The 20,610-nt window shown below is 43.0% G+C and carries 16 protein-coding genes and 7 tRNA genes; 6 read left to right on the top strand and 17 right to left on the bottom strand.

Going from position 1 to position 20,610, the window contains the following annotated elements:
- Positions 1–6: 6 nt before the first annotated feature.
- The 13 genes from ACTJJQ_RS12885 to ACTJJQ_RS12825 all read right to left on the bottom strand — a co-directional run bounded on the left by ACTJJQ_RS12885 (position 7) and on the right by ACTJJQ_RS12825 (position 9,642).
- Positions 7–165 carry a hypothetical protein gene (locus tag ACTJJQ_RS12885; RefSeq protein ID WP_440147948.1) on the bottom strand — a complete coding sequence of 53 codons (159 nt, stop codon included), beginning with the start codon at positions 163–165 and terminating at the stop codon, positions 7–9.
- A gap of 440 nt (positions 166–605) precedes the next feature.
- A complete protein-coding gene (glmS, locus tag ACTJJQ_RS12880) occupies positions 606–2,408 on the bottom strand; it encodes a glutamine--fructose-6-phosphate transaminase (isomerizing) (RefSeq protein ID WP_007498541.1) in 1,803 nt (600 codons plus the stop codon).
- A 578-nt stretch (positions 2,409–2,986) separates the two neighbouring features.
- The gene (gene glmM, locus ACTJJQ_RS12875; RefSeq protein WP_008360584.1) at positions 2,987–4,333 is read right to left on the bottom strand and encodes a phosphoglucosamine mutase; all 1,347 of its coding nucleotides are present in this window, start codon (positions 4,331–4,333) and stop codon (positions 2,987–2,989) included.
- Positions 4,334–4,358: 25 nt separating this feature from the next.
- On the bottom strand, positions 4,359–5,765 hold the full coding sequence (locus ACTJJQ_RS12870) for a CdaR family protein (RefSeq protein WP_440600255.1): 1,407 nt from the start codon (positions 5,763–5,765) through the stop codon (positions 4,359–4,361).
- The gene (gene cdaA / locus ACTJJQ_RS12865; RefSeq protein ID WP_008344027.1) at positions 5,758–6,579 is read right to left on the bottom strand and encodes a diadenylate cyclase CdaA; all 822 of its coding nucleotides are present in this window, start codon (positions 6,577–6,579) and stop codon (positions 5,758–5,760) included. Before cdaA ends, ACTJJQ_RS12870 begins: the two co-directional genes overlap by 8 nt.
- A gap of 203 nt (positions 6,580–6,782) precedes the next feature.
- Positions 6,783–7,409, bottom strand: coding sequence for an anti-sigma-W factor RsiW (gene rsiW, locus ACTJJQ_RS12860; protein WP_008344028.1), 627 nt, complete (start codon positions 7,407–7,409; stop codon positions 6,783–6,785).
- Between the two features lie 14 nt (positions 7,410–7,423).
- Positions 7,424–7,987 (bottom strand): RNA polymerase sigma factor SigW, encoded by a 564-nt coding sequence (sigW, locus tag ACTJJQ_RS12855; protein WP_007498553.1) that lies wholly within the window; start codon positions 7,985–7,987, stop codon positions 7,424–7,426.
- 185 nt (positions 7,988–8,172) lie between these two features.
- On the bottom strand, positions 8,173–9,084 hold the full coding sequence (rocF, locus tag ACTJJQ_RS12850; protein ID WP_072367588.1) for an arginase: 912 nt from the start codon (positions 9,082–9,084) through the stop codon (positions 8,173–8,175).
- Between the two features lie 136 nt (positions 9,085–9,220).
- Positions 9,221–9,292: transfer RNA gene (locus tag ACTJJQ_RS12845), tRNA-Gln, on the bottom strand.
- Positions 9,293–9,296: 4 nt separating this feature from the next.
- Positions 9,297–9,381: transfer RNA gene (locus ACTJJQ_RS12840), tRNA-Tyr, on the bottom strand.
- A gap of 28 nt (positions 9,382–9,409) precedes the next feature.
- A tRNA-Thr gene (locus tag ACTJJQ_RS12835) sits at positions 9,410–9,482 on the bottom strand.
- 3 nt (positions 9,483–9,485) lie between these two features.
- Positions 9,486–9,561 (bottom strand) — tRNA-Val (locus ACTJJQ_RS12830).
- A gap of 6 nt (positions 9,562–9,567) precedes the next feature.
- A tRNA-Glu gene (locus ACTJJQ_RS12825) sits at positions 9,568–9,642 on the bottom strand.
- Between the two features lie 220 nt (positions 9,643–9,862).
- Between ACTJJQ_RS12825 and murQ the strand changes: the two genes are divergently transcribed.
- The 6 genes from murQ to ACTJJQ_RS12795 are packed head-to-tail and all read left to right on the top strand — an operon-like array spanning position 9,863 to position 17,592.
- Positions 9,863–10,774, top strand: coding sequence for an N-acetylmuramic acid 6-phosphate etherase (murQ, locus tag ACTJJQ_RS12820; protein ID WP_047946090.1), 912 nt, complete (start codon positions 9,863–9,865; stop codon positions 10,772–10,774).
- Between the two features lie 12 nt (positions 10,775–10,786).
- Complete coding sequence (locus ACTJJQ_RS12815; RefSeq protein WP_242731429.1) at positions 10,787–11,656, top strand: MurR/RpiR family transcriptional regulator; 870 nt, start codon at positions 10,787–10,789, stop codon at positions 11,654–11,656.
- A complete protein-coding gene (locus ACTJJQ_RS12810; protein ID WP_008344031.1) occupies positions 11,653–13,032 on the top strand; it encodes a PTS transporter subunit EIIC in 1,380 nt (459 codons plus the stop codon). The genes ACTJJQ_RS12815 and ACTJJQ_RS12810 overlap by 4 nt, the downstream gene beginning before the upstream one ends.
- Positions 13,033–13,044: 12 nt before the next feature.
- Positions 13,045–14,400, top strand: a complete 1,356-nt coding sequence (pbp4b, locus tag ACTJJQ_RS12805) for a penicillin binding protein PBP4B (protein ID WP_242731427.1) — start codon at positions 13,045–13,047, stop codon at positions 14,398–14,400.
- 13 nt (positions 14,401–14,413) lie between these two features.
- Positions 14,414–16,333: a glycoside hydrolase family 3 protein gene (locus ACTJJQ_RS12800; RefSeq protein ID WP_440600254.1), complete on the top strand. Its 1,920-nt coding sequence runs from the start codon at positions 14,414–14,416 to the stop codon at positions 16,331–16,333.
- Positions 16,334–16,383: 50 nt separating this feature from the next.
- On the top strand, positions 16,384–17,592 hold the full coding sequence (locus ACTJJQ_RS12795) for an exo-beta-N-acetylmuramidase NamZ family protein (RefSeq protein WP_409333915.1): 1,209 nt from the start codon (positions 16,384–16,386) through the stop codon (positions 17,590–17,592).
- A 38-nt stretch (positions 17,593–17,630) separates the two neighbouring features.
- Here ACTJJQ_RS12795 and ACTJJQ_RS12790 read toward each other — a convergent pair whose 3' ends face one another.
- The 4 genes from ACTJJQ_RS12790 to ACTJJQ_RS12775 all read right to left on the bottom strand — a co-directional run bounded on the left by ACTJJQ_RS12790 (position 17,631) and on the right by ACTJJQ_RS12775 (position 20,608).
- Positions 17,631–18,596, bottom strand: a complete 966-nt coding sequence (locus ACTJJQ_RS12790) for a bile acid:sodium symporter family protein (RefSeq protein ID WP_440600253.1) — start codon at positions 18,594–18,596, stop codon at positions 17,631–17,633.
- 61 nt (positions 18,597–18,657) lie between these two features.
- On the bottom strand, positions 18,658–20,097 hold the full coding sequence (locus ACTJJQ_RS12785; protein ID WP_440600252.1) for a SulP family inorganic anion transporter: 1,440 nt from the start codon (positions 20,095–20,097) through the stop codon (positions 18,658–18,660).
- Positions 20,098–20,459: 362 nt separating this feature from the next.
- Positions 20,460–20,532 (bottom strand) — tRNA-Thr (locus ACTJJQ_RS12780).
- Position 20,533: 1 nt separating this feature from the next.
- A tRNA-Asn gene (locus ACTJJQ_RS12775) sits at positions 20,534–20,608 on the bottom strand.
- Between the last annotated feature and the right edge of the window lie 2 nt (positions 20,609–20,610).

Genomic DNA, 20,610 nt, shown 5'->3' with positions numbered 1-20,610 from the left:
GTTTCTTTACTCTAACTTATTCTGCCGCTTTTTCATCGCATCCTTAACTCCTCCTTCATACTGCGTATTTCTCTTATGATTCATCATCAACTCATCTAAATTAATCATAATGTCGTCGTATTCATACATCGCTGCAAAGTCATTATTACGCTCGATAATTTCCATATCTTTTTTTGCTGTTTCTCATAACACTTTGGGTGTAATAATCTCCCTTTCTTGAGCCAGTTAAAGAAATTTACCGCTACAGATGGTTATCTTTTTTTCATAACAAAATACCCTCTTGACGTCTTTTGTGAGCTCTGAGCGTATCTTTAAACATTGTAACTACCATAGTGTTTCTAAAAAGAACTTCCTCTCTCCACTACCTTGCTCCCTACGCTCCCAAATAATTGCACCTTCACTCGATTCACGTCTTGCTTGGCGAAGTTTCCTTTAAATAATTGCTGTCTTTAATCCCTTTTTCGATTTTAGATGTTCTAGTTCTTTTTGACATAAAAACACCCCTTTAGATTAAAAAAATCCAAAGGGGTAAAATAAAACGGTGTAACTTTTTTACAACTGTTCTAACTTTAACTCAAAGCTGCAACCAAAGTCTGATTTAATTCCTACTCCACCGTCACACTCTTCGCAAGGTTACGTGGTTTATCCACATCACACCCGCGGTGAAGGGCTGCGTAGTAAGCGATTAGCTGTAATGGAACAACAGATGCAAGTGGTGCAAGTGCTGGGTGTACAGCTGGAAGGACGAAACGATCGCCTTCGTCTTCTAGGCCTTTTAGTGAGATGACACATGGGTTTGCGCCGCGTGCAACGACTTCTTTGACGTTACCGCGAATGCTGAGGTTCACATGCTCTTGCGTGGCAAGGGCAATGACCGGTGTGCCTTCTTCAATTAAAGCAATCGTGCCGTGTTTGAGTTCTCCGCCAGCAAATCCTTCTGCTTGGATGTAAGAGATCTCTTTTAATTTTAGTGAACCTTCAAGGCACACATAGTAGTCAAGTCCTCTTCCGATAAAGAATGCGTTACGTGTCACTGTGAAGAAATCACGAGCGATTTGTTCCATTTCATCCTTTTGATCGACAAGGGCTTCCATTGCGTTTGCTACAATCCCAAGCTCTTTCACAAGATCAAAGTCAAGAGATTGACCATTTAATTCAGCTGCAACAGATGCAAGGATCGCAAGAACAGCGATTTGTGCTGTGTAGGCTTTTGTTGAAGCCACTGCGATTTCTGGTCCTGCATGAAGAAGCAATGTGAAGTCTGCTTCACGAGAAAGCGTAGATCCTGGTACGTTTGTGATCGTTAATGCTTTATGACCAAGTTCTTTGACTTGAACAAGTACAGCACGGCTGTCCGCAGTCTCCCCAGATTGAGAAAGGAAGATGAACAACGGTTTTTTCGATAGAAGCGGCATGTTGTAAGAGAATTCACTTGCTACATGGACTTCTACAGGTACTTTCGCCCAGTCTTCAATGTATTGTTTACCAACAAGTCCAGCATGGTAGCTCGTTCCGCAAGCCACAATATAGATGCGGTCTGCTTCTGCTACTGCGCTTGCGATATCGCCAGCGACTGACAACTTGCCGTTTTCGTCTTGATATTCTTGGATGATTTTGCGCATAACAAGCGGCTGTTCATCCGTTTCTTTTAACATGTAGTGAGGATATGTGCCTTTCTCAATGTCGCTTGCATCCAGCTCAGCGATATAAGAAGGACGTGTCATAATATCACCGTCAAGGTTTTTAATAATAACCTCGTCTTTAGTAACAATGACCATTTCTTTATCCATTAATTCCGCATATTCGTTTGTTACTTGAAGCATCGCCATTGCGTCAGAAGCCACAACGTTGAAATCTTCGCCGAAACCAACCAATAATGGGCTTTTGTTTTTCGCCACATAGATTGTTTCTTTGTTTTCGTTATCGAAAAGGGCAATTGCGTAAGAGCCTTTTAGTTGAAGAAGCGTTTGACGGAAAGCTTCCTCTGTATCAAGACCTCTGTTCACAAATTGTTCGATGACTTGAACAACAACCTCTGTATCTGTGTCGCTTTTTAGTGTGACGTCTTGTAAATATTCGCGTGTCAATTGTACATAGTTCTCGATGACACCGTTATGAACAAGCGTAAAACGGCCAGAAGCACTTTGATGCGGATGCGCATTTAGATGGCTTGGTACACCGTGTGTTGCCCAGCGTGTATGTCCAATTCCTGCTGAAGATGCCACGTTTGCATCAACGACTTCACGAAGCTCAGCGATACGTCCTTTTTCTTTGAACACATGCACGCCATCTTCGTTTGCCACAGCGATACCTGCTGAGTCATACCCACGGTACTCAAGCTTCTCTAAACCTTTTAATAAGATTTCCTTCGCATCATTCTGACCAATATAACCTACGATTCCACACATAAATATTCTTCCTCCCGATCATGTGAAAGGGACAAAGAAAGCCTACTAAAATAGAAGGGACATTTCTTCGTCCCTCTCTACATGTTTAATTTGGGAGATCATGTGTATTCCCTTTGTACAAAGAGTCACCTCTTTGCTTTAAAGAAACACTTACGGCTGTGATCTCTATATTTGATCAGCCGGGAGGCATCCGCCGAAAAATTCGATAACCTCCATCCTCGTCAACTAAGCATCTGTCGTTCGATCGCTTAGTTCGGGCGCTATAATTATAAGAGTGGCTGAACATCTACCCTGCCTTTCCTGCTAGAATAAAAATCCAGTAACACAAGGATGATTGTACTATAAGGTCTGACCTCCGTCAATCACAATTTAGCGGGTGATCCCTTTCATGTGAGAAAGTGAGACCTCCCTACACTATATGCGATGAGGCTTGTCACGTTCTACCTTTGATGTGCTCTCTTATGTATGAAAGCAAGCAGCAAATTGCCCTCGCTTATATCATTCGTACTAGACCAGCCTCTTATGACGTTTATTCGAAAAAAAAAGCAAACCGCTGCTTAGCGATTTGCTTTAATCAATTACTCAATACCCATTTCTTCTTTGACAACAGCCGTAATACGAGCCACGTATTCATCACACAGCTCTTTTGTTTTCGCCTCTGCCATGACACGTACAAGCGGTTCTGTTCCTGATGGACGAACAAGGATGCGTCCGTCACCGTTCATCTCTTTTTCAACCTCTTGGATCACAGCTTTTACTTTTTCATTTTCTTCCACTTTATATTTATCAGATACCTTCACATTCACTAGAAGCTGCGGAAATTTCTCCATTTCAGCTGCAAGCTCTGATAATGTTTTCCCTGTTGCTTTTAGTGTATTCACCAGCATGATCGCAGAAAGCATACCATCACCTGTCGTATTGTAATCAAGGAAAATCAAGTGGCCTGACTGCTCGCCTCCGACATTATAGCCATCCTTTTTCATCGCCTCGACCACATAGCGGTCACCAACAGCGGTTTGAATGCTCTTAATGCCTTGCTTCTCAAGCGCTTTATAGAAACCAAGGTTACTCATGACCGTTGACACGACCGTGTCGTCCTTCAATCGGCCTTCACCCTTTAGATAACGTGCACATATGTACATAATTTGATCGCCGTCTACAATATCACCTTTTTCATCGACTGCAATTAAGCGGTCGCCGTCGCCATCAAACGCAAGACCAATATCCGCTCCTTTTTCTTTCACAAAAGCAGAAAGTGCCTCTGGATGAGTAGAACCTACGCCATCGTTGATATTCAATCCGTTTGGTGATGTTCCCATTGTTGACACATCCGCATCTAAATCCGCAAATAAATGTGTTGCAAGAGAAGAGGTTGCACCATGTGCACAGTCAAGCGCTACGTGAATACCTGTGAAATCCTCGTCTGCTGTCTGTTTCAAGAATTGCAAGTATTTCTGACCGCCTTCAAAGTAGTCATTTACTGTTCCAAGGTCCGCTCCAACTGGGCGTGGCAATTGATCGACCGGCTGATCCATCAGCTGCTCGATTTCATTCTCCTGTTCATCTGACAGTTTAAAGCCGTCACCGCCGAAAAATTTAATTCCGTTGTCTTGAACTGGGTTATGCGAAGCTGAAATCATGACACCTGCTTCTGCATCCATTGCCTTCGTTAAATAAGACACACCAGGTGTTGAGATCACACCTAAACGCATGACTTCAGCCCCAATTGAAAGTAAGCCTGCTACGAGTGCTCCTTCTAACATATGACCAGATACACGCGTGTCTCGTCCAACGAGTACCTTTGGACGTTCTTTATCCTTCGTGAGCACATAGCCGCCAAATCTCCCAATTTTAAATGCGAGCTCTGGCGTTAATTCGCTATTAGCCACACCCCTTACACCATCAGTTCCAAAGTACTTGCCCATGTTTCAATCGCTCCTTTTTTACCATTCAAGAGGACGCTGCGTCCTCTTTATTATCTTCTTTGACCCGCTGTCTTTGACTCGATTCTTTTTTTGCTTTATCTTGTGTTGATTCCTTTTGACTCTTCTCTTCCTGATCATCATCGGATGATTGATCTTTCCGATCATTCGTAGAAGCCGGCTGATCTTCTGTATCAGTAGAAGTCAGTTTCACTTTGACCTTCGATCTAGATAATGTCCACGTCACATTTTGAGGGCCATTCACTTGTACTTTGACCTCATGTGTTCCTTCGTTTAAGTCCCCGACATTGATATAGGCTTCAATATCTGAAGCCTTTAGTTTATCAATTGCACTCTTTGAACCTTTTGCTGTTAGTGTGAGACGCCCAGAAGACGGACTCACAAATTCAGAGCTAAGATCCTTGCTCAGACCCACGACAGAAATTGGGACATTATCGATCTTTTTTTCTTCAGCTGTTGCAACCTTCACTTTGATTTTAACAGTTTCAGGTGATACCTTTTTCACACCATCTGGCAGTGGAATGTCGGCATCAATCTCTGTATCATCTTTAATCTTGCTTAGGTCGAGCTTAACGCCGTCAATAAAATCAAGTGCATCCAGCACCTTTTGAGAACCATAGACTGTAACCTCACTTGGGCTTGTCTCGATGCTTGAGATACTGATCCCATCTGGCAAGCTGCCCGTCCGCTCAATCTTAAACGGAACTTTCTTGCTTGGACTCGTAATCGGGACCGTAATATCTACCACAGACGGACTCACTTCGACTGGCAGCTCATTCCCACTGCTATCATACACAGTGAGTTTCGCTTCTTTCTCAATTTGCTGATCGACATCCTCTAAGTTCACAAATGCTTTAATGACAGAAATTTTGTCGATCACGTCTTTTGAGCCAGTAACCGTGACATTTTTCGGATTCACAATAGGCTGCTCTGGTGAATAGCCGTCTTTGATTTTATTTTGATTATAAAATTCAGTTTCAACAGGGAATTCAGCTGTCGTTTTTTCTTGTATCGTCACAGTCGTCACAGACGGATTAATCGTTAACGTGATTCCTTTCGATACATCTCTTGCCTTCAATTCGACTTTATGTGTACCTGTCGAAAGGTTTTGCATATCTGCGTAAATTTCAAAATTTTTCGTTTGTCTTGCTGTTTTCACAGCACTAGTTGATCCTTTAATCGTGACATTGACTGTCTGCGGCACACCAGTGACTACATACTTTTCGTCATCATAATACGCTTTAACAGGAATGTCCGTTAAGGTTGCTTCGTCTGTTGTCGATGTTGGGAAAAAGGATTCACCGATTTTTTTCGGCGTGGGCGCTTGCGCTGAATTGACTGCACCATACAGCAATAAAGCGAAGACCAATGCAAGAAACTTAACGGCCCAGCGATTATTCAAAATCTTATCCATTTTTCTTGCCCCTCCAATACCATTTGGTCGAGGAAGCATCTTTGCTGTTCTTACTAAACTCAGCAATCAGCATTTCTTCAAGCGCTTCTTCTGTCAATTCTCGATGGAGATCACCATTTCTTGCGACACTAATGCCGCCTGTCTCCTCGGAGACGATGACGGTTAAACTGTCCGTTACTTCACTAATACCAACTGCCGCGCGGTGACGTGTACCGAGCTCCTTAGAGATAAAAGGACTTTCAGACAGCGGTAAATAACACGCTGCAGCTGCAATCTCATCACGCTTCATAATCACAGCGCCGTCATGAAGCGGTGTATTCGGAATGAAGATATTAATCAGCAGCTCAGAACTCACCTTTGCATTTAAAGGAATTCCGGTCTCTATGTAATCATTCATCCCAGTATCGCGCTCAATCGTTAACAGCGCGCCTATTCTTCGTTTTGCCATATAGTTAATTGCTTTTGTAATTGCCTCGATCGTTTTCTGCTGCTGTTCCTCTACAGGTGTTCCGCTTCTAGAGAAGAAACGGCCGCGCCCAAGCTGTTCAAGCGCTCTCCTTAGCTCTGGCTGAAAAATAATAATGATCGCAAGGAACCCCCACGTAATCGCTTGATCCATCAGCCATTGAAGTGTGTTAAGACCGAGATACGCACTCCCCATCCTGACGAGAACAATGACGACAATTCCCTTTAAAAGCTGAACCGCTTTTGTTCCGCGGATGACCATCATTAATTTATATATCACATACCAAACAACGAGAATATCAACAGCATTACCGAGGTACTGCAAAAAAGGAATATCCCCTAAAGCCATTTCCTCGTCCTCCAGAATTTTCAGTTATTCTTCGTTCGATTCATTTTTTATAAAAAAAGAGCCTATGTGTAAGTACATAGCGTGGCTATTATACCACATTTTGTTTCAGCAAGGAAAATAGTTGCCATATTTGGCTGGCATTCAAGTCGGTCCATCAATAGAAAAAGAGCAGTCCCTTAGAGACTGCTCTCAAACTGTTTGATTTACTTTTGCTCCTCTGGCCCAATGACCCGCATCACGTCTTGTGCTGTAGACTTCATTTTGTACCAAACCCAATCAAACACTTCATTAATTTCATTGATTTGACCAGTGACTTGTCCGGCAGAAGCAGTCAGCTGTTCTCCATTGACGACTGTTACGTTTCCATCAACCTTGCCTTCTACAATCAGCTTGCCATTTTTCACAGTGACATCACCTTTGACGGTTTCCCCTTTAGGTACCGTCACTGTATCATTTTCAACCACGAGATTCGGCTGCTTTGACACACTGAAATTATGATCCGTATTCCAGCTAGTAAACAGACTGCCTCCCATCAATATGACAAAGAGGGCAGCGGCGACCATTAGCGGATGAGCTTTGATCCATCTTTGAATCGACACACGCTTTTTCTCCTTTGGAAGACCTGCCATCACCTTTGCAGTGAAATCAGATGGTGCTTCTATATGAGATGTACTCTGCACGAGCGCGATGGATTTCTCAATTTGTTGAAAATGAGTACGGCATTCCTCACACGATTGCAGATGGCTCTTTAATTCTTTTTCATCTTCGGGCTCTATGTCCCCGTCTAAATACTGATGCATAAGCAGGACGATTTTTTCCTGACAGCTCATCAAAATCACCTCACTCAAAGGTCTCTCAACTGTTTCCGGAGAGCCTCTCTACCCCTGTGTATTCTCGTTTTCACCGTACCAACTGGTATATTCAGAATCTCACTAATTTCTTTTAACGAGAGTTCATCAATATACTTTAATACGATGACCGAGCGATATTTATCGGGTAATCTTAAAATTTTTTGCTGAATGGTGCTCGATAATTCAAGCGACACCACCTCGTCCTCTGGCAAAATGCCGTCAGCCGCAATTTGAGAATACATATTCAGTCCTTCTGTCCCTGCCACCTCTGCATCTAAATAATAATCCGGCTTTTTTTTACGAATACGGTCGATGGTCAGGTTGGTTGCAATGCGATACAGCCACGTGGAAAACTTACGATTCACATCAAAGCTCTCAATATTCACATAGGCACGAATAAACGCCTCCTGCGCAATATCTTCTGCTTCATGTGCATTCCCAAGCATACGATAGCACAGCTGATAAATTTTGTCTTTATACAGGTCTACGATGTCTGCAAATGCGTTCTGGTCGCCTTTTTTCACTTGCTTAATTCTCTTTTTAATCATTGTTTCCATAGTATATTCAACCTCTGCCTTCACCGGTCTTTATGTATACGAACCTCGTTCCAAAAGGTTTCATTCTCCTCTAAAAAATAGTGTAACAAATTTTTGACAGCATGTTACGCTTATCAGCCGGTAAAAACCTTAACATATCCTTAAATTTCCCCAAAATTAAAAAAAGAACGGGAACAAGTCCCGCTCTATAATAGCTTTTCACCCATTAAAGAACCAATTAATGCAACTGCCGCTTCTGCTGTTTTATTTTTCTCATCTAATACCGGATTCACCTCAACAAACTCAGCAGAAGTCAAAATCCCTGCTTCCTCTAAAAGCTCCATTGCAAGATGACTCTCTCTATAACTGATGCCGCCAGCAACCGGCGTTCCCACGCCAGGGCACTCCGCTGGATCAAGACCGTCTAAATCAAGCGACAAATGAACACCATCTGTTCTTTCTTTTAAATACGCAATGGCTTCCTCCATTACTCTCGTCATCCCTAATCGATCGATTTCATGCATCGTATACACTTTAATGCCTTTTTCTCTAATCAATGCCCGCTCTCCTTCATCTAAAGAACGAGCACCAATCAAGATCACATTCTCAGGTTTTACTTTAGGTGTATAACCGCCAATATTGATTAGATCAGCATGCCCAAAGCCGAGACTGACAGCAAGCGGCATCCCATGAATATTTCCAGAAGGAGAAGTTTCCTCTGTATTTAAATCACCGTGCGCATCATACCAAATGACACCCAAACTTTTATAATGCTTGGCTACACCGGCTAATGTACCAATGGCAATGCTATGATCCCCGCCTAAAATCAGCGGAAACGAACCTGACTGCACAATACTGCTAACCTTTTCAGCAAGAAGCTGGTTTGCGCCAGCATTCTCCGTTAAGTTTTTCAGTTTTTCACTTGTATAGAGACCTTTCTCATCATCTCTTTGCTCAACAGGAATATCCCCTAGATCTTCAACATCAAATGAAAGCGATTCCAATTTTTCTTTTACACCAGCACAGCGAATGGCACTCGGCCCCATATCGACGCCCCTTCTCATTTGACCGAGATCCATCGGTACCCCGACAATCGTGACCTTCTTTTGATCTCCCATATGTACATCCCCTTTCCGTTCATGCTTATATTTTACTTTCTCGGTGCCTTCTGACTCAACTCAACAATATTTTGAATAGTTATACATTCCAATCGTCAAAATAAAAAAAGACACCTTTTTAAAAAAGGTGTCTTAACTGGGCTAGCTGGATTCGAACCAACGCATGACGGAGTCAAAGTCCGTTGCCTTACCGCTTGGCTATAGCCCAAAAATGGTGGAGGGGGGCGGATTCGAACCGCCGAACCCGGAGGGAGCGGATTTACAGTCCGCCGCGTTTAGCCACTTCGCTACCCCTCCACATATGGAATTGATAAAAGAAAAACAGTGCCGGCAAGAGGACTTGAACCCCCAACCTACTGATTACAAGTCAGTTGCTCTACCAGTTGAGCTACACCGGCATATGGTGGAGGATGACGGGCTCGAACCGCCGACCCTCTGCTTGTAAGGCAGATGCTCTCCCAGCTGAGCTAATCCTCCACATGATGGTGACCCGTACGGGATTCGAACCCGTGTTACCGCCGTGAAAGGGCGGTGTCTTAACCGCTTGACCAACGGGCCAGTTTGTCAAGTTTACTGTTTCCGTGAAGCTGACAAAAGTTATTATATACAGGTTGTCCCCCTTTTGTAAAGGGGATTTTTATTTTTTTTATTTTCTAACTATTCAACCCTCATCAGCATAACATTTCGACTGAAATATAATTTCAGTATTTAAATATAATATTGAAATTTCATGTCATACTCAATATACTGAAAATGAAGAAATAAGGAGGTATGTCACATGCAGCCATCTCAACTGCGTTCTTTGACAACAGAATCAAGAAACCCTAACACCATGAGAATTTCACAAGCAAGCCCGCTAGAAATACTCCAAATGATCAATGCGGAAGATATGAAGGTCGCTGAAGCCGTCAACCGTGTCCTTCCAGACGTAAAGACAGCAAGTGACTTTGCCTTTGAATCCATCTCGAATGGGGGCAGACTCATTTATCTAGGCGCTGGAACAAGCGGCAGAATTGGGGTAATGGATGCGGTCGAATGTCCACCTACCTATAGCATTTCACCTGATGTCATCGTAGGCATCATGGCCGGTGGCGACTCTGCCTTTTCACATGCAGCAGAAGATGTGGAAGACAGTGAAGAAGCTGGTCAAAAAGATTTAGAACACATCCACCTGACATCAAAAGATACGGTTGTGGGTATCGCGGCGAGCGGTAGAACACCCTATATCATTGGCGCTTTAAACTATGCTAGAACCATTGGAGCAAAAACAGTAGCCCTCAGCTGCAATGAACAAGCAGAGATTAGCGAACTAGCAGACTGCGCCATTGAAGTCGTCGTAGGAGCAGAAGCCATCACTGGGTCAACACGAATGAAAGCCGCATCCGCTCATAAAATGATTTTAAATATGCTTTCCACCTCTGTCATGATCAGACAAGGCAAAGTATATGAAAACCTGATGGTAGATGTAAAAGTAAGCAATCATAAACTGAAAGAACGCGCCATCACCATCATTCAGCATGTGACCAATGCTTCCTACGAACAAGCCGTAAAAGCCCTTGAAGCAGCCGATTTAGAAGTTAAAACAGCCATCGTCATGCTCCAAACCAAAACAGATAAAAAGACAGCCAAAGACCTGCTCAACAAAGCAGATGGTCACATCGACAAAGCCATCTTACGTCATCAATCTTAAAGGAGGTAACTCATGTCAGCAGGCGGACTCACCCTACTACACACAATGAAATCAAAGCTTCCCCAATCTGAAAAAATCATTGCAGACTATATCCTTGCCCATCCTGACAAAGTCATTAAAAGCACAGTGAATGAAATCAGTCAGGCTGCCGGCGCAAGCAGCTCTGCCGTCATCCGTCTCTGTAAGTCTCTCGGGCTGGATGGCTATCACGATTTGAAAATGCGGATCGCTGGAGACTTAATGCACACTGATAAACAAGGCTACCGGGATATCGAACAAGATGAACCACTTCAATCCATTATTCAAAAGACAGCAGGAAACACCATTCAATCGATCAAAGATACAGCCTCTATTTTAAATGTAGAAGCTTTAGAAAAAGCTGTTCAACTGCTGCTGAATGCAAACCAAATCCATTTTATCGGTGTGGGTGCATCTGGCATCGTCGCAGCTGATGCCCAGCAGAAATTTCTCAGAATCAATTATGCAGCCACCGCCTTCACTGACATGCACATCGCATCTACGGTCATCGCAAATGCTGGAAAGAATGACATTGTGTTCGGTATATCCTTCTCAGGAGAAACATTAGACATCATCCAAGCCCTTCAGCTCGCAAAAGAAAATGAAGTGAAAACCATTGCTTTAACGCATCCAGGGCATACAAGCGTTTCTGCATTGTGTGATGTCCATCTATCAACGTCCGGTTCCAATGAAGCACCTTTTCGCAGTGCTGCCACTTCCTCTAGAATGGCACAGCTCTATTTAATCGATGTCTTGTTCCTCAGTTTAGCCTCCCGTCAATATGAACAGACAGCACAATATATTGACAAAACAAGGCATGCCATCCGCTCCATGAAACGAAAAACAAAGGGGGATTCAACATGAGTCATCAAAAGAAATATCAGCAGTTGGCGAAAGAAATCCTTTCACTCTGTGGTGGTTCTGAAAACATCTCTTCCCACACACATTGTATGACACGTCTTCGAATTACACCCATTGATCGTGAAAAAGTGCAAACCACCGCGATCAAAGAACTCGATGGCGTCATTGGCGTCGTCGAAGCGGAAACACTGCAAATCATTTTAGGCACAGGTGTTGTCAACCAAGTATCAAGTGCATTTGAACAACTGCTCAATGCCTCAGGTTCATATGACTTAAACAACGAAGCACAGAAAAACAAACAAGCCATTTCACAAAAGAACCGCACACCATTCAAGCTGTTCTTACGGCGGATCGCCAGCATTTTCATTCCCATTATTCCAGCACTCGTTGCATCGGGTCTTATAACCGGTATTACAAAAGCGGTCGTGCAAGCAGGCTGGCTCGATGAAAAATCTCAAGCTGCGATTATCCTAACCGTTATAGGCTCAGGCTTGTTTGCTTATCTCGGTATATTAGTAGGAACAAACGCCGCAAAAGAATTTGGTGGCTCTCCTGCATTAGGCGCATTAGCAGGTATTCTCATCATTAACCCAGCTGCCGCTGATATTATGTTATTTGGCACTAATATTCTACCAGGCAGAGGCGGACTTATCGGTGTTCTTCTTGCAGCTATTTTTATGGCACTTGTTGAGACCCGAATCAGACGCTTCGTCCCGCAATCACTCGATATCATTGTCACACCAACCATCACACTACTCATTACAGGCATTTTCACGTACGTTATCTTCATGCCAGTCGGCGGATTTATATCTGATGCCATTACCTCTGGACTTACTTATCTATTAAACATTGGCGGTATTTTTGCCGGATTTGTTCTTGGTGCGACCTTCCTTCCTCTTGTTGTCACTGGACTTCACCAAGGCCTAACACCTATTCATATGGAACTGATTAATTCAATTGGAGATGACCCGCTTCTGCCAATCCTCGCTATGGGAGGCGCAGGACAGGTCGGTGCTGCTTTTGCCATTTATATGAAAACAAAAAAGAAAAAGCTGAAAAGAGCCATTGCAGGCGGACTTCCTTCAGGAATGCTTGGAATTGGAGAACCGCTCATTTTCGGTGTCACACTCCCGCTCGGAAGACCCTTCCTCACTGCTTGTCTCGGCGCTGGAATCGGCGGAGCATTTCAAGCCTATTTCCAAATCGCCACTAAAGCAATCGGGGTATCAGGTCTCCCATTAACCTTTATCGTTCACACACATCAAATGCTGCTTTACTTAATAGGTCTCTTCATTGCATATGTCGCTGGATTTATCTTCACATACTTATTTGGATTTCATGATGATATGGCTGTTGAATTCGAGGAAAATAAGCAATAGGAGGTCTAGCTCTTGAAGAAATATTTTCTCATCATCACAAGTCTGTTCATGCTCCTAGGGTTACCAGTACAAACATTTGCAACTAGCTCCCATCCTGTATCGTCTTTGTCTAAAACAGCACCTAAAGAATATCCCGTCTTAAAAAAAGCAAAACGACCGGAACAAGTAGGTTTTTCTTCTAGGCAGCTTAGGAAGGTTGATCACATGATTCAAAACGATATCAAAGCAGGGTTTCCAGGGGCAGCACTCATCATTATCAAGGATGGTCAGATCGTCCATCAAAAAGCCTATGGCTACAGACAAAAATATAAAGGGACAACAGAACTCAAATTCTATAAGAAAATGAAAAAGAGCACACTGTTCGATTTGGCATCCAATACAAAAATGTATGCCACCAACTATGCCCTGCAAAAGCTAGTATATGAACAAAAACTAGATGTAAATGAAAAAATACAAACCATCCTGCCAGACTTTCAAGATGAACCAGATGCAAAGGTAACCGGCAAAGATCAGCTTCGAGTCAAGGATCTTCTCACCCATTCTGCCGGACTGCCTTCCAGTGTTTTATTTTATAGCAAAGAGCAAGCGGGCTCTTTTTTCTCTCAAGATAGACAAACAACCATGAAATGGCTGCCAAAGGTACCTCTGCAATACAAGCCAGGCACTCAGCATATTTATAGTGATATTGATTACATGCTGTTAGGCATGATCATTGAGAAAAAAACCGGTATGCCACTTGATCAATATGTAGAGTCGACGATTTATCGGCCGCTTGGTCTAAAACATACCATGTTCAATCCGCTGAAAAAGGGATTCAAGCCAAAGCATTTTGCAGCAACCGAGCGTCTAGGCAATACAAGAGATGGTGTCATTGATTTTGAAAACATTCGCAGGTATACCTTGCTAGGTGAAGTCCACGATGAGAAAGCCTATTACTCAATGGCAGGTGTCTCCGGACATGCTGGACTTTTCTCTAATACATCAGATATGGCCGTACTGCTTCAGCTGATGCTCAATAAAGGAGGCTATGGGAAAACAACCATCTTTGACCAAGCTTCTATCGATCTCTTTACGGAATCATCAGACACGAACCCAACTTACGGGCTAGGCTGGCGGAAAAACGGCAATACTGACATGGAATGGATGTTTGGGAAATACGCAAGTAAAGAAGCATATGGACACACAGGCTGGACCGGAACGATGACACTGATTGATCCAAAACACAATCTAGGCGTCGTCTTGCTAACAAATAAAAAACATTCACCCGTCGTTTCACCTGAAGTCAACCCAAATCAATTTGAAGGTGACCTTTTCCCAACTGGTACTTATGGAAGCATCATGACCGCAATCTACGAATCTTTTAAGTAAAAGGAGGAATTTGATGTTAAAAGCTCTGTTCCCCGCTGCACTCGTTTTGGCCCTGTTCACCTCTTCCATTCCAACGGAAAAGGTGAGCTCCGCCCCTCTCCCAACTGCCAAACAAATGGTTCAGGACATGTCCTTGGATGAAAAAATTGGCCAAATGCTCATGCCAGACTTTCGCAATTGGCAAGCAGAAGGTGAATCCGCTCCTACAGGCTTCACAAAAATGAATAAAGAAGTCTCTCACCTTGTAGAGAAATATCATTTAGGCGGTGTCATCTTATTTGCAGAAAATGTCGTTGATACGAAACAAACCGTCAAACTCACACATGAATTTCAACAAGCATCACCCAACATTCCTTTACTCATTTCCATTGATCAAGAAGGCGGAATCGTCACAAGACTACAAAAGGGAACACATTTCCCAGGAAATATGTCGATTGGTGCCTCTCGAAGTAAGAAAAATGCTTATGACACTGGTAAAATCATCGGCAAAGAATTAAACGCTCTAGGTATCAATACAAACTTCTCTCCTGTTCTTGATGTAAATAATAACCCGAATAACCCCGTCATTGGTGTCCGTTCCTTTAGCTCTGACCCCGAACTTGTCACGAGACTTGGTCTGCAAACCATGAAAGGACTTCAAAAGGAAAAGACCATTTCCACATTAAAGCATTTCCCGGGACATGGTGATACAGCTGTTGATAGTCACTACGGACTTCCGCTTGTCGAACATGATCTAGATCGTCTTAAAAAGGTGGAGCTGTATCCATTTCAACAAGCAATCAACGCAGGGGCAGATATGGTCATGACCGCTCATGTTCAATTCCCAGCCATTGATGACACAACGTATAAAAGCAAAAAAGATGGCGAGGACATTATGGTTCCAGCAACCTTATCAAAAAAAGTCATCACAAACTTATTAAAAGAAGACATGGGCTTTCAAGGAGTGGTTGTAACAGACGCCCTCAATATGAAAGCGATTGCAGACAACTTCGGACAGGAAGAAGCTGTGGTAATGGCTATTAAAGCAGGCGTCGACATTGCCCTCATGCCAGCACCTGTCACGTCCTTAAAGACAGAAAAAAACCTAGAGAATGTGTTCAATGCTTTAAAAAGAGCAGTTCTCACAAACGAAATTCCGATATCTCAGATCAATCAATCTGTCGAAAAAATCCTTCAATTAAAGATCAAACGCGGCATCATTTCCGCCAATAAATCAGTAAGCCTTGAGAAGAAAATCAAAAAAGCCACACAGCTCGTTGGTCAAAAGTCGCACCGAAAAGCAGAACAAAAAATGGCACGCGAAGGAATCACTCTCCTTAAAAACAACGACAAAACCTTGCCTTTTAAGCCTAAAAAGAATGACAAAATCTTGTTCATGGCACCGTACGAAGATCAAACAAAAGCAATGTCCGTCACAATTGAATCTCTGATCAAACAGAAAAAGATCAAACCTGTGCGTATCCAATCATACGCATTTGCAGATAAGAGCTTCTCCAAAGAAACAGCCAAACTCATTCAAAATGCTGACTATGTCATTATCGGCTCTTACGTTGTCCAAAATGACCCGGCTGTGAATGATGGCGTCATTGATGACGGTGTACAGGATCCGAAAAAATGGGCAACGGCCTTCCCTCGTGCTGTCATGAAAGAAGCAGCAGCACAAAACAAAAAATTGGTCATCATGAGTCTCCGAAACCCTTATGATGCGGCAAATTTTGAAGAAGCCGATGCCTTACTAGCTGTGTACGGTTTTAAAGGGTACTCAAACGGACAATTCAATCAACCGAATATTCCTGCGGGATTAGAAGTGATTTTTGGAGCGGCCTCACCTAAAGGGAAATTACCCGTCGCTATCCCATCAGTCACTCATCCTAATCAAACCCTTTACCCATTTGGCTATGGACTCAATTTAAAAGGAAAACAGATCAAATAGGAGGGATTCTCTTGAAAAAGACAGCAAGCTTGATACTCGCTAGTATTCTCATGATCAGCACATTGACCGCCGCCTCCCCCGCAGATTCAGAACGAACAGATACAAAAGGAAAAAAAGCAACAGTCAAAACAGGTATCGAAACATTGCTCTCAAGTAACCTCTCTTGGCTTAAAGGGAAAAAAGTAGGGCTTATTACGAATCCTACAGGCATTGATGCAAACATGAAAAGCAGTGTCGATCTGCTATTTGAACACCCCGATATTAAACTGACTGCCTTGTATGGGCCTGAACATGGCGTCCGCGGTGATGCACAAGCAGGAGAAGGAGTCGAATCGTATACTGACGAAAAAACAGGTCTGCCTGTTTACTCTCTTTATGGAAAAACAAGAAAGCCAACTCCTGAAATGCTCAAAAATGTAGATGTCCTGCTATTTGATATTCAAGACGTTGGTGCTCGTTATTACACCTATATTTACACGATGGCCTATGCAATGGAAGCAGCTAAGGAAAACAACATTCCATTTGTTGTCTTAGATCGTCCAAACCCAATAGGTGGGGTAAAAGTAGAAGGACCCGTATTAGAGCCAGAACACGCCTCTTTTGTAGGTCTCTATCCCATCCCATTAAGACATGGGATGACAACTGGAGAACTTGCATACATGTTTAACAAAGAGTTTCATATCAACGCTGATGTAAAAGTGATCAAAATGAAACATTGGAAACGATCCATGACGTTCGATGACACGAAGCTGCCGTTCGTCCTCCCTTCACCTAACATGCCGACCGTTGATAGTACCTTTGTTTACCCAGCAACAGGATTAATCGAAGGCACAAACGTTTCTGAAGGCAGAGGAACGACAAAACCATTCGAACTCATTGGCGCTCCATATATCAATAGCAATGAGCTAGCAGATCATTTAAATGGGTTAAAACTAAAAGGCGTTCAATTTAGACCTGTTTCATTTACCCCTACCTTTTCAAAACATGCCGGGACTTTGTCTCACGGGGTACAGCTTTATGTCACAGACCGAAAATCATTCGAAGCAGTCAAAACAGGTCTATCCATCATCAAAGCAATACATGACTTGTATCCTAATGACTTTCAATTCCTACAAACAGGCAGCTTTGATAAACTCATCGGGAATAGCTGGATCAAAGAAGAAATCAATAAAGGCACTTCCATCAAACACATCATGAAACAATACCACCATGATCTAAAGACATTCGAAAAGAAACGGAAGAAATACCTCATCTATTAATCGCAAAAAAGCCTCCACCTTAAAGGATGGAGGTTTTTTCATGATAAAGACTTAGTCACAGCAGGTACTTTCAGTTCGAAACGATGCAGTAAAAAGCCAAACAAGGCTGCAAGCACTTGCTGAAACAGCATACCAATCACAACAGGAACAGCAACAGCAGGCGGGAAAAAGCTAATGGCAAGCACAGCACCCGCGCTAATGTTCCGCATACCGCCCGTATACACAATCGCCACAATTTCTCCTTGGGTACATTTCATCGCCTTTCCAATCAACCACGCAAAAGCATACCCACTCATCGCAATGAAAAAGACAGTCGCTGCTTTGCTAAAAAACGCCGCATCCAGTTCACGCAAATATGGGGCGACAACAGAACTGTTAATCGATACGACAACAAACAAGCCTAATTTTGAAAAAGGAGCCAAGGTCTGACTCATTGCTTTTGTCACCGATGGCTTTGCATACTGACGAACGAGCATCCCTAAAATAGAGGGCAACACCACCATACCGAATAGTCCTTTCATGATCGCCACCATGTCCATATGGACCTGTGTACCAACGAAGATTGACAAGCTTACTGGCACAATCAATGGCGAAAGCAATGTATCAATTAATATGATAGATAACGTTAACCCCACATTCCCTTTATACATTGCCGCCCATATTAAACTAGACACACCTGTCGGAATCACCATCGCAAGCGTCAAACCGGTGATCGTCATAGAATCACCCGCAAATATCAAATGCCCCGCCGACCATGCATAAAGGGGCATCAGCACATGCAAAATCATAAACGATAAAATCAAAGGCAATGGATGCATCACCGTATATTTTAAAGCTGAAAAAGTAGATGACAAGCTCCCTGAAAATGTCATCACAGCAAACACCCAAGGCACCAAAAAGGTGAAATCTTTTAAATACGCCGCCAATAATACACCAAGTAGCACGCTGACAGGCGTAATGAGCGGCATCATCCGGCCGAGCACCTGATTCAAACGGACAAGCATGCCGGCCACCTCCATCCTTCACTTTCTTCCTTGTTCTATTGTAACAAACAGAACAGTCTCTTTAAGATCCGATCACTTGTTTCATAAGTTTTTGACTAGACGTATCCATTCCAACTACGTCCACTTCTACACCAGCTGTACGATATTTTCCCTTCACACGTTCAATTGCGGCCACACCTGATTCGTCCCATATACGCGCTTCAGACAAATCAATCACAACCGTGTTCAGGTCGTTTCCATGATGGAAGGCTTGAATCAATTCAGTGACGGAAGCAAAGAAAATTTGACCCTTAATTCGGTAAACCCATGTACCAGCTTGGCTTTCTGTAGAGGTAATATGCAGTTTTGATATTTTAGCCACAAAGAATACGGCACTAAGCAGCACCCCTGCAAAAACACCCTTGGATAAATCATGAGTGAACACCACCGTCACGACCGTGACAAGCATCACAAGAGAATCTGTTTTTGGGTTCTTTTTTAGCTGCTGGAATGAACTCCAATCAAAAGTACCAATAGAAACCATGATCATGACGGCCACAAGAGCAGCCATTGGAATTTGAACTACTACATCACCGAGCACAAAAATCAATACCATTAAAAATGCACCAGCCACAAAGGTGGAAAGCCTGCCTCGTCCCCCTGCCTTTGTATTAATCACAGATTGACCAATCATCGCACAGCCAGCCATACCGCCAAAAAATCCTGCCACCACATTGGCAATTCCTTGGCCTCTCGCTTCCTTATTTTTACGACTAGACGTTTCCGTCATATCATCTACAATCTGCGCTGTTAATAAAGATTCAAGTAAACCAACCATCGCAAGTGCTAAGGAATAAGGAAAAATGATAGCAAGTGTTTCCCAGCTAAACGGTACATTGGGAATAAGAAAAGTTGGCAAAGAGCCAGGAAGCTCTCCCATGTCCCCAACCGTTCTGACATCAATATGCCCAAATACAGCAATCATCGTCATCACAATAATTGCAATAAGTGGAGAGGGAATAACTTTTGTGACCATCGGCAATACATAAATGATCAACAATGCTCCACCTGTCATGACATACATAGCCATGGATTCCCCAACGAAATGCGGCAGCTGTGCCATGAAGATCATAATTGCCAACGCATTGACAAAACCAACCATCACAGACCTCGGAATAAATTTCATCAAACGAGAAACACGGCACAATCCAAACACAATTTGAATCAAGCCTGTTAAAATCGTAGCTGCGAACAAATACTGCAATCCATGATCTGCAATCAAATTGACCATGACCAGCGCCATAGCCCCAGTAGCGGCAGAGATCATACCTGGCCGTCCACCAACAAACGAAATCACAATCGCAATACAAAACGAAGCATACAAACCGACCTTAGGATCAACGCCCGCAATAATCGAAAATGCAATCGCCTCAGGAATCAAAGCCAAGGCCACTAAAATACCCGCCAGCACATCCTGACACACATGTCCAAACCATTCTTGCTTTACAAATAAATCTTTCAAACCATCTACTCCTTTTTATATACATACCGTACAAGGAAAAAGTAGGCGAATAAAAACCAGAGATACAGAAAGGAAAAAACAATAACCATTCAATTTCGGGGAAAAAGAGGAACGTACAGAGTCTTTTGTAAGAGAGGAAGTCATCACTTTAGTAAGGATAAAAGAAATACGCCGAAGAATCAAGAACAAATAGAAGGGGTATGTAGAAAGCTAAGGCAAAGCTTCCATCAAAATCGCTCGAGTCATTTTCTATTTTCATGAGCCTAACTAAGATCAATAAACGTCAACTTATTTTAAAACAAACAAAAAAAGCCTTCTCATCAACGAGAAACCTTAACATTTACCATTATCATATAGAGGAAAGCTTCCAAGCGGGCTCGAACCGCTGACCTCTTCCTTACCATGGAAGTGCTCTACCTACTGAGCTATGGAAGCATGGCTCCGCAGGTAGGACTCGAACCTACGACCGATCGGTTAACAGCCGATAGCTCTACCACTGAGCTACTGCGGAAT

Source organism: Bacillus sp. 22483 (assembly GCF_052044605.1).
In the GTDB taxonomy this organism is placed as follows: Bacteria; Bacillota; Bacilli; order Bacillales; family Bacillaceae; genus Bacillus; species Bacillus altitudinis.
This window is presented reverse-complemented; position numbering and strand designations above follow the sequence as displayed.

Bases quoted from the DNA above. Each gene is read 5' to 3' on its own strand.
- ACTJJQ_RS12885 (WP_440147948.1), bottom strand. From the start codon at position 165: ATGGAAATTATCGAGCGTAATAATGACTTTGCAGCGATGTATGAATAC.
- glmS (WP_007498541.1), bottom strand. From the start codon at position 2,408: ATGTGTGGAATCGTAGGTTATATTGGTCAGAATGATGCGAAGGAAATC.
- glmM (WP_008360584.1), bottom strand. From the start codon at position 4,333: ATGGGCAAGTACTTTGGAACTGATGGTGTAAGGGGTGTGGCTAATAGC.
- ACTJJQ_RS12870 (WP_440600255.1), bottom strand. From the start codon at position 5,765: ATGGATAAGATTTTGAATAATCGCTGGGCCGTTAAGTTTCTTGCATTG.
- cdaA (WP_008344027.1), bottom strand. From the start codon at position 6,579: ATGGCTTTAGGGGATATTCCTTTTTTGCAGTACCTCGGTAATGCTGTT.
- rsiW (WP_008344028.1), bottom strand. From the start codon at position 7,409: ATGAGCTGTCAGGAAAAAATCGTCCTGCTTATGCATCAGTATTTAGAC.
- sigW (WP_007498553.1), bottom strand. From the start codon at position 7,987: ATGGAAACAATGATTAAAAAGAGAATTAAGCAAGTGAAAAAAGGCGAC.
- rocF (WP_072367588.1), bottom strand. From the start codon at position 9,084: ATGGGAGATCAAAAGAAGGTCACGATTGTCGGGGTACCGATGGATCTC.
- murQ (WP_047946090.1), top strand. From the start codon at position 9,863: ATGCAGCCATCTCAACTGCGTTCTTTGACAACAGAATCAAGAAACCCT.
- ACTJJQ_RS12815 (WP_242731429.1), top strand. From the start codon at position 10,787: ATGTCAGCAGGCGGACTCACCCTACTACACACAATGAAATCAAAGCTT.
- ACTJJQ_RS12810 (WP_008344031.1), top strand. From the start codon at position 11,653: ATGAGTCATCAAAAGAAATATCAGCAGTTGGCGAAAGAAATCCTTTCA.
- ACTJJQ_RS12800 (WP_440600254.1), top strand. From the start codon at position 14,414: ATGTTAAAAGCTCTGTTCCCCGCTGCACTCGTTTTGGCCCTGTTCACC.
- ACTJJQ_RS12795 (WP_409333915.1), top strand. From the start codon at position 16,384: ATGATCAGCACATTGACCGCCGCCTCCCCCGCAGATTCAGAACGAACA.
- ACTJJQ_RS12790 (WP_440600253.1), bottom strand. From the start codon at position 18,596: ATGCTTGTCCGTTTGAATCAGGTGCTCGGCCGGATGATGCCGCTCATT.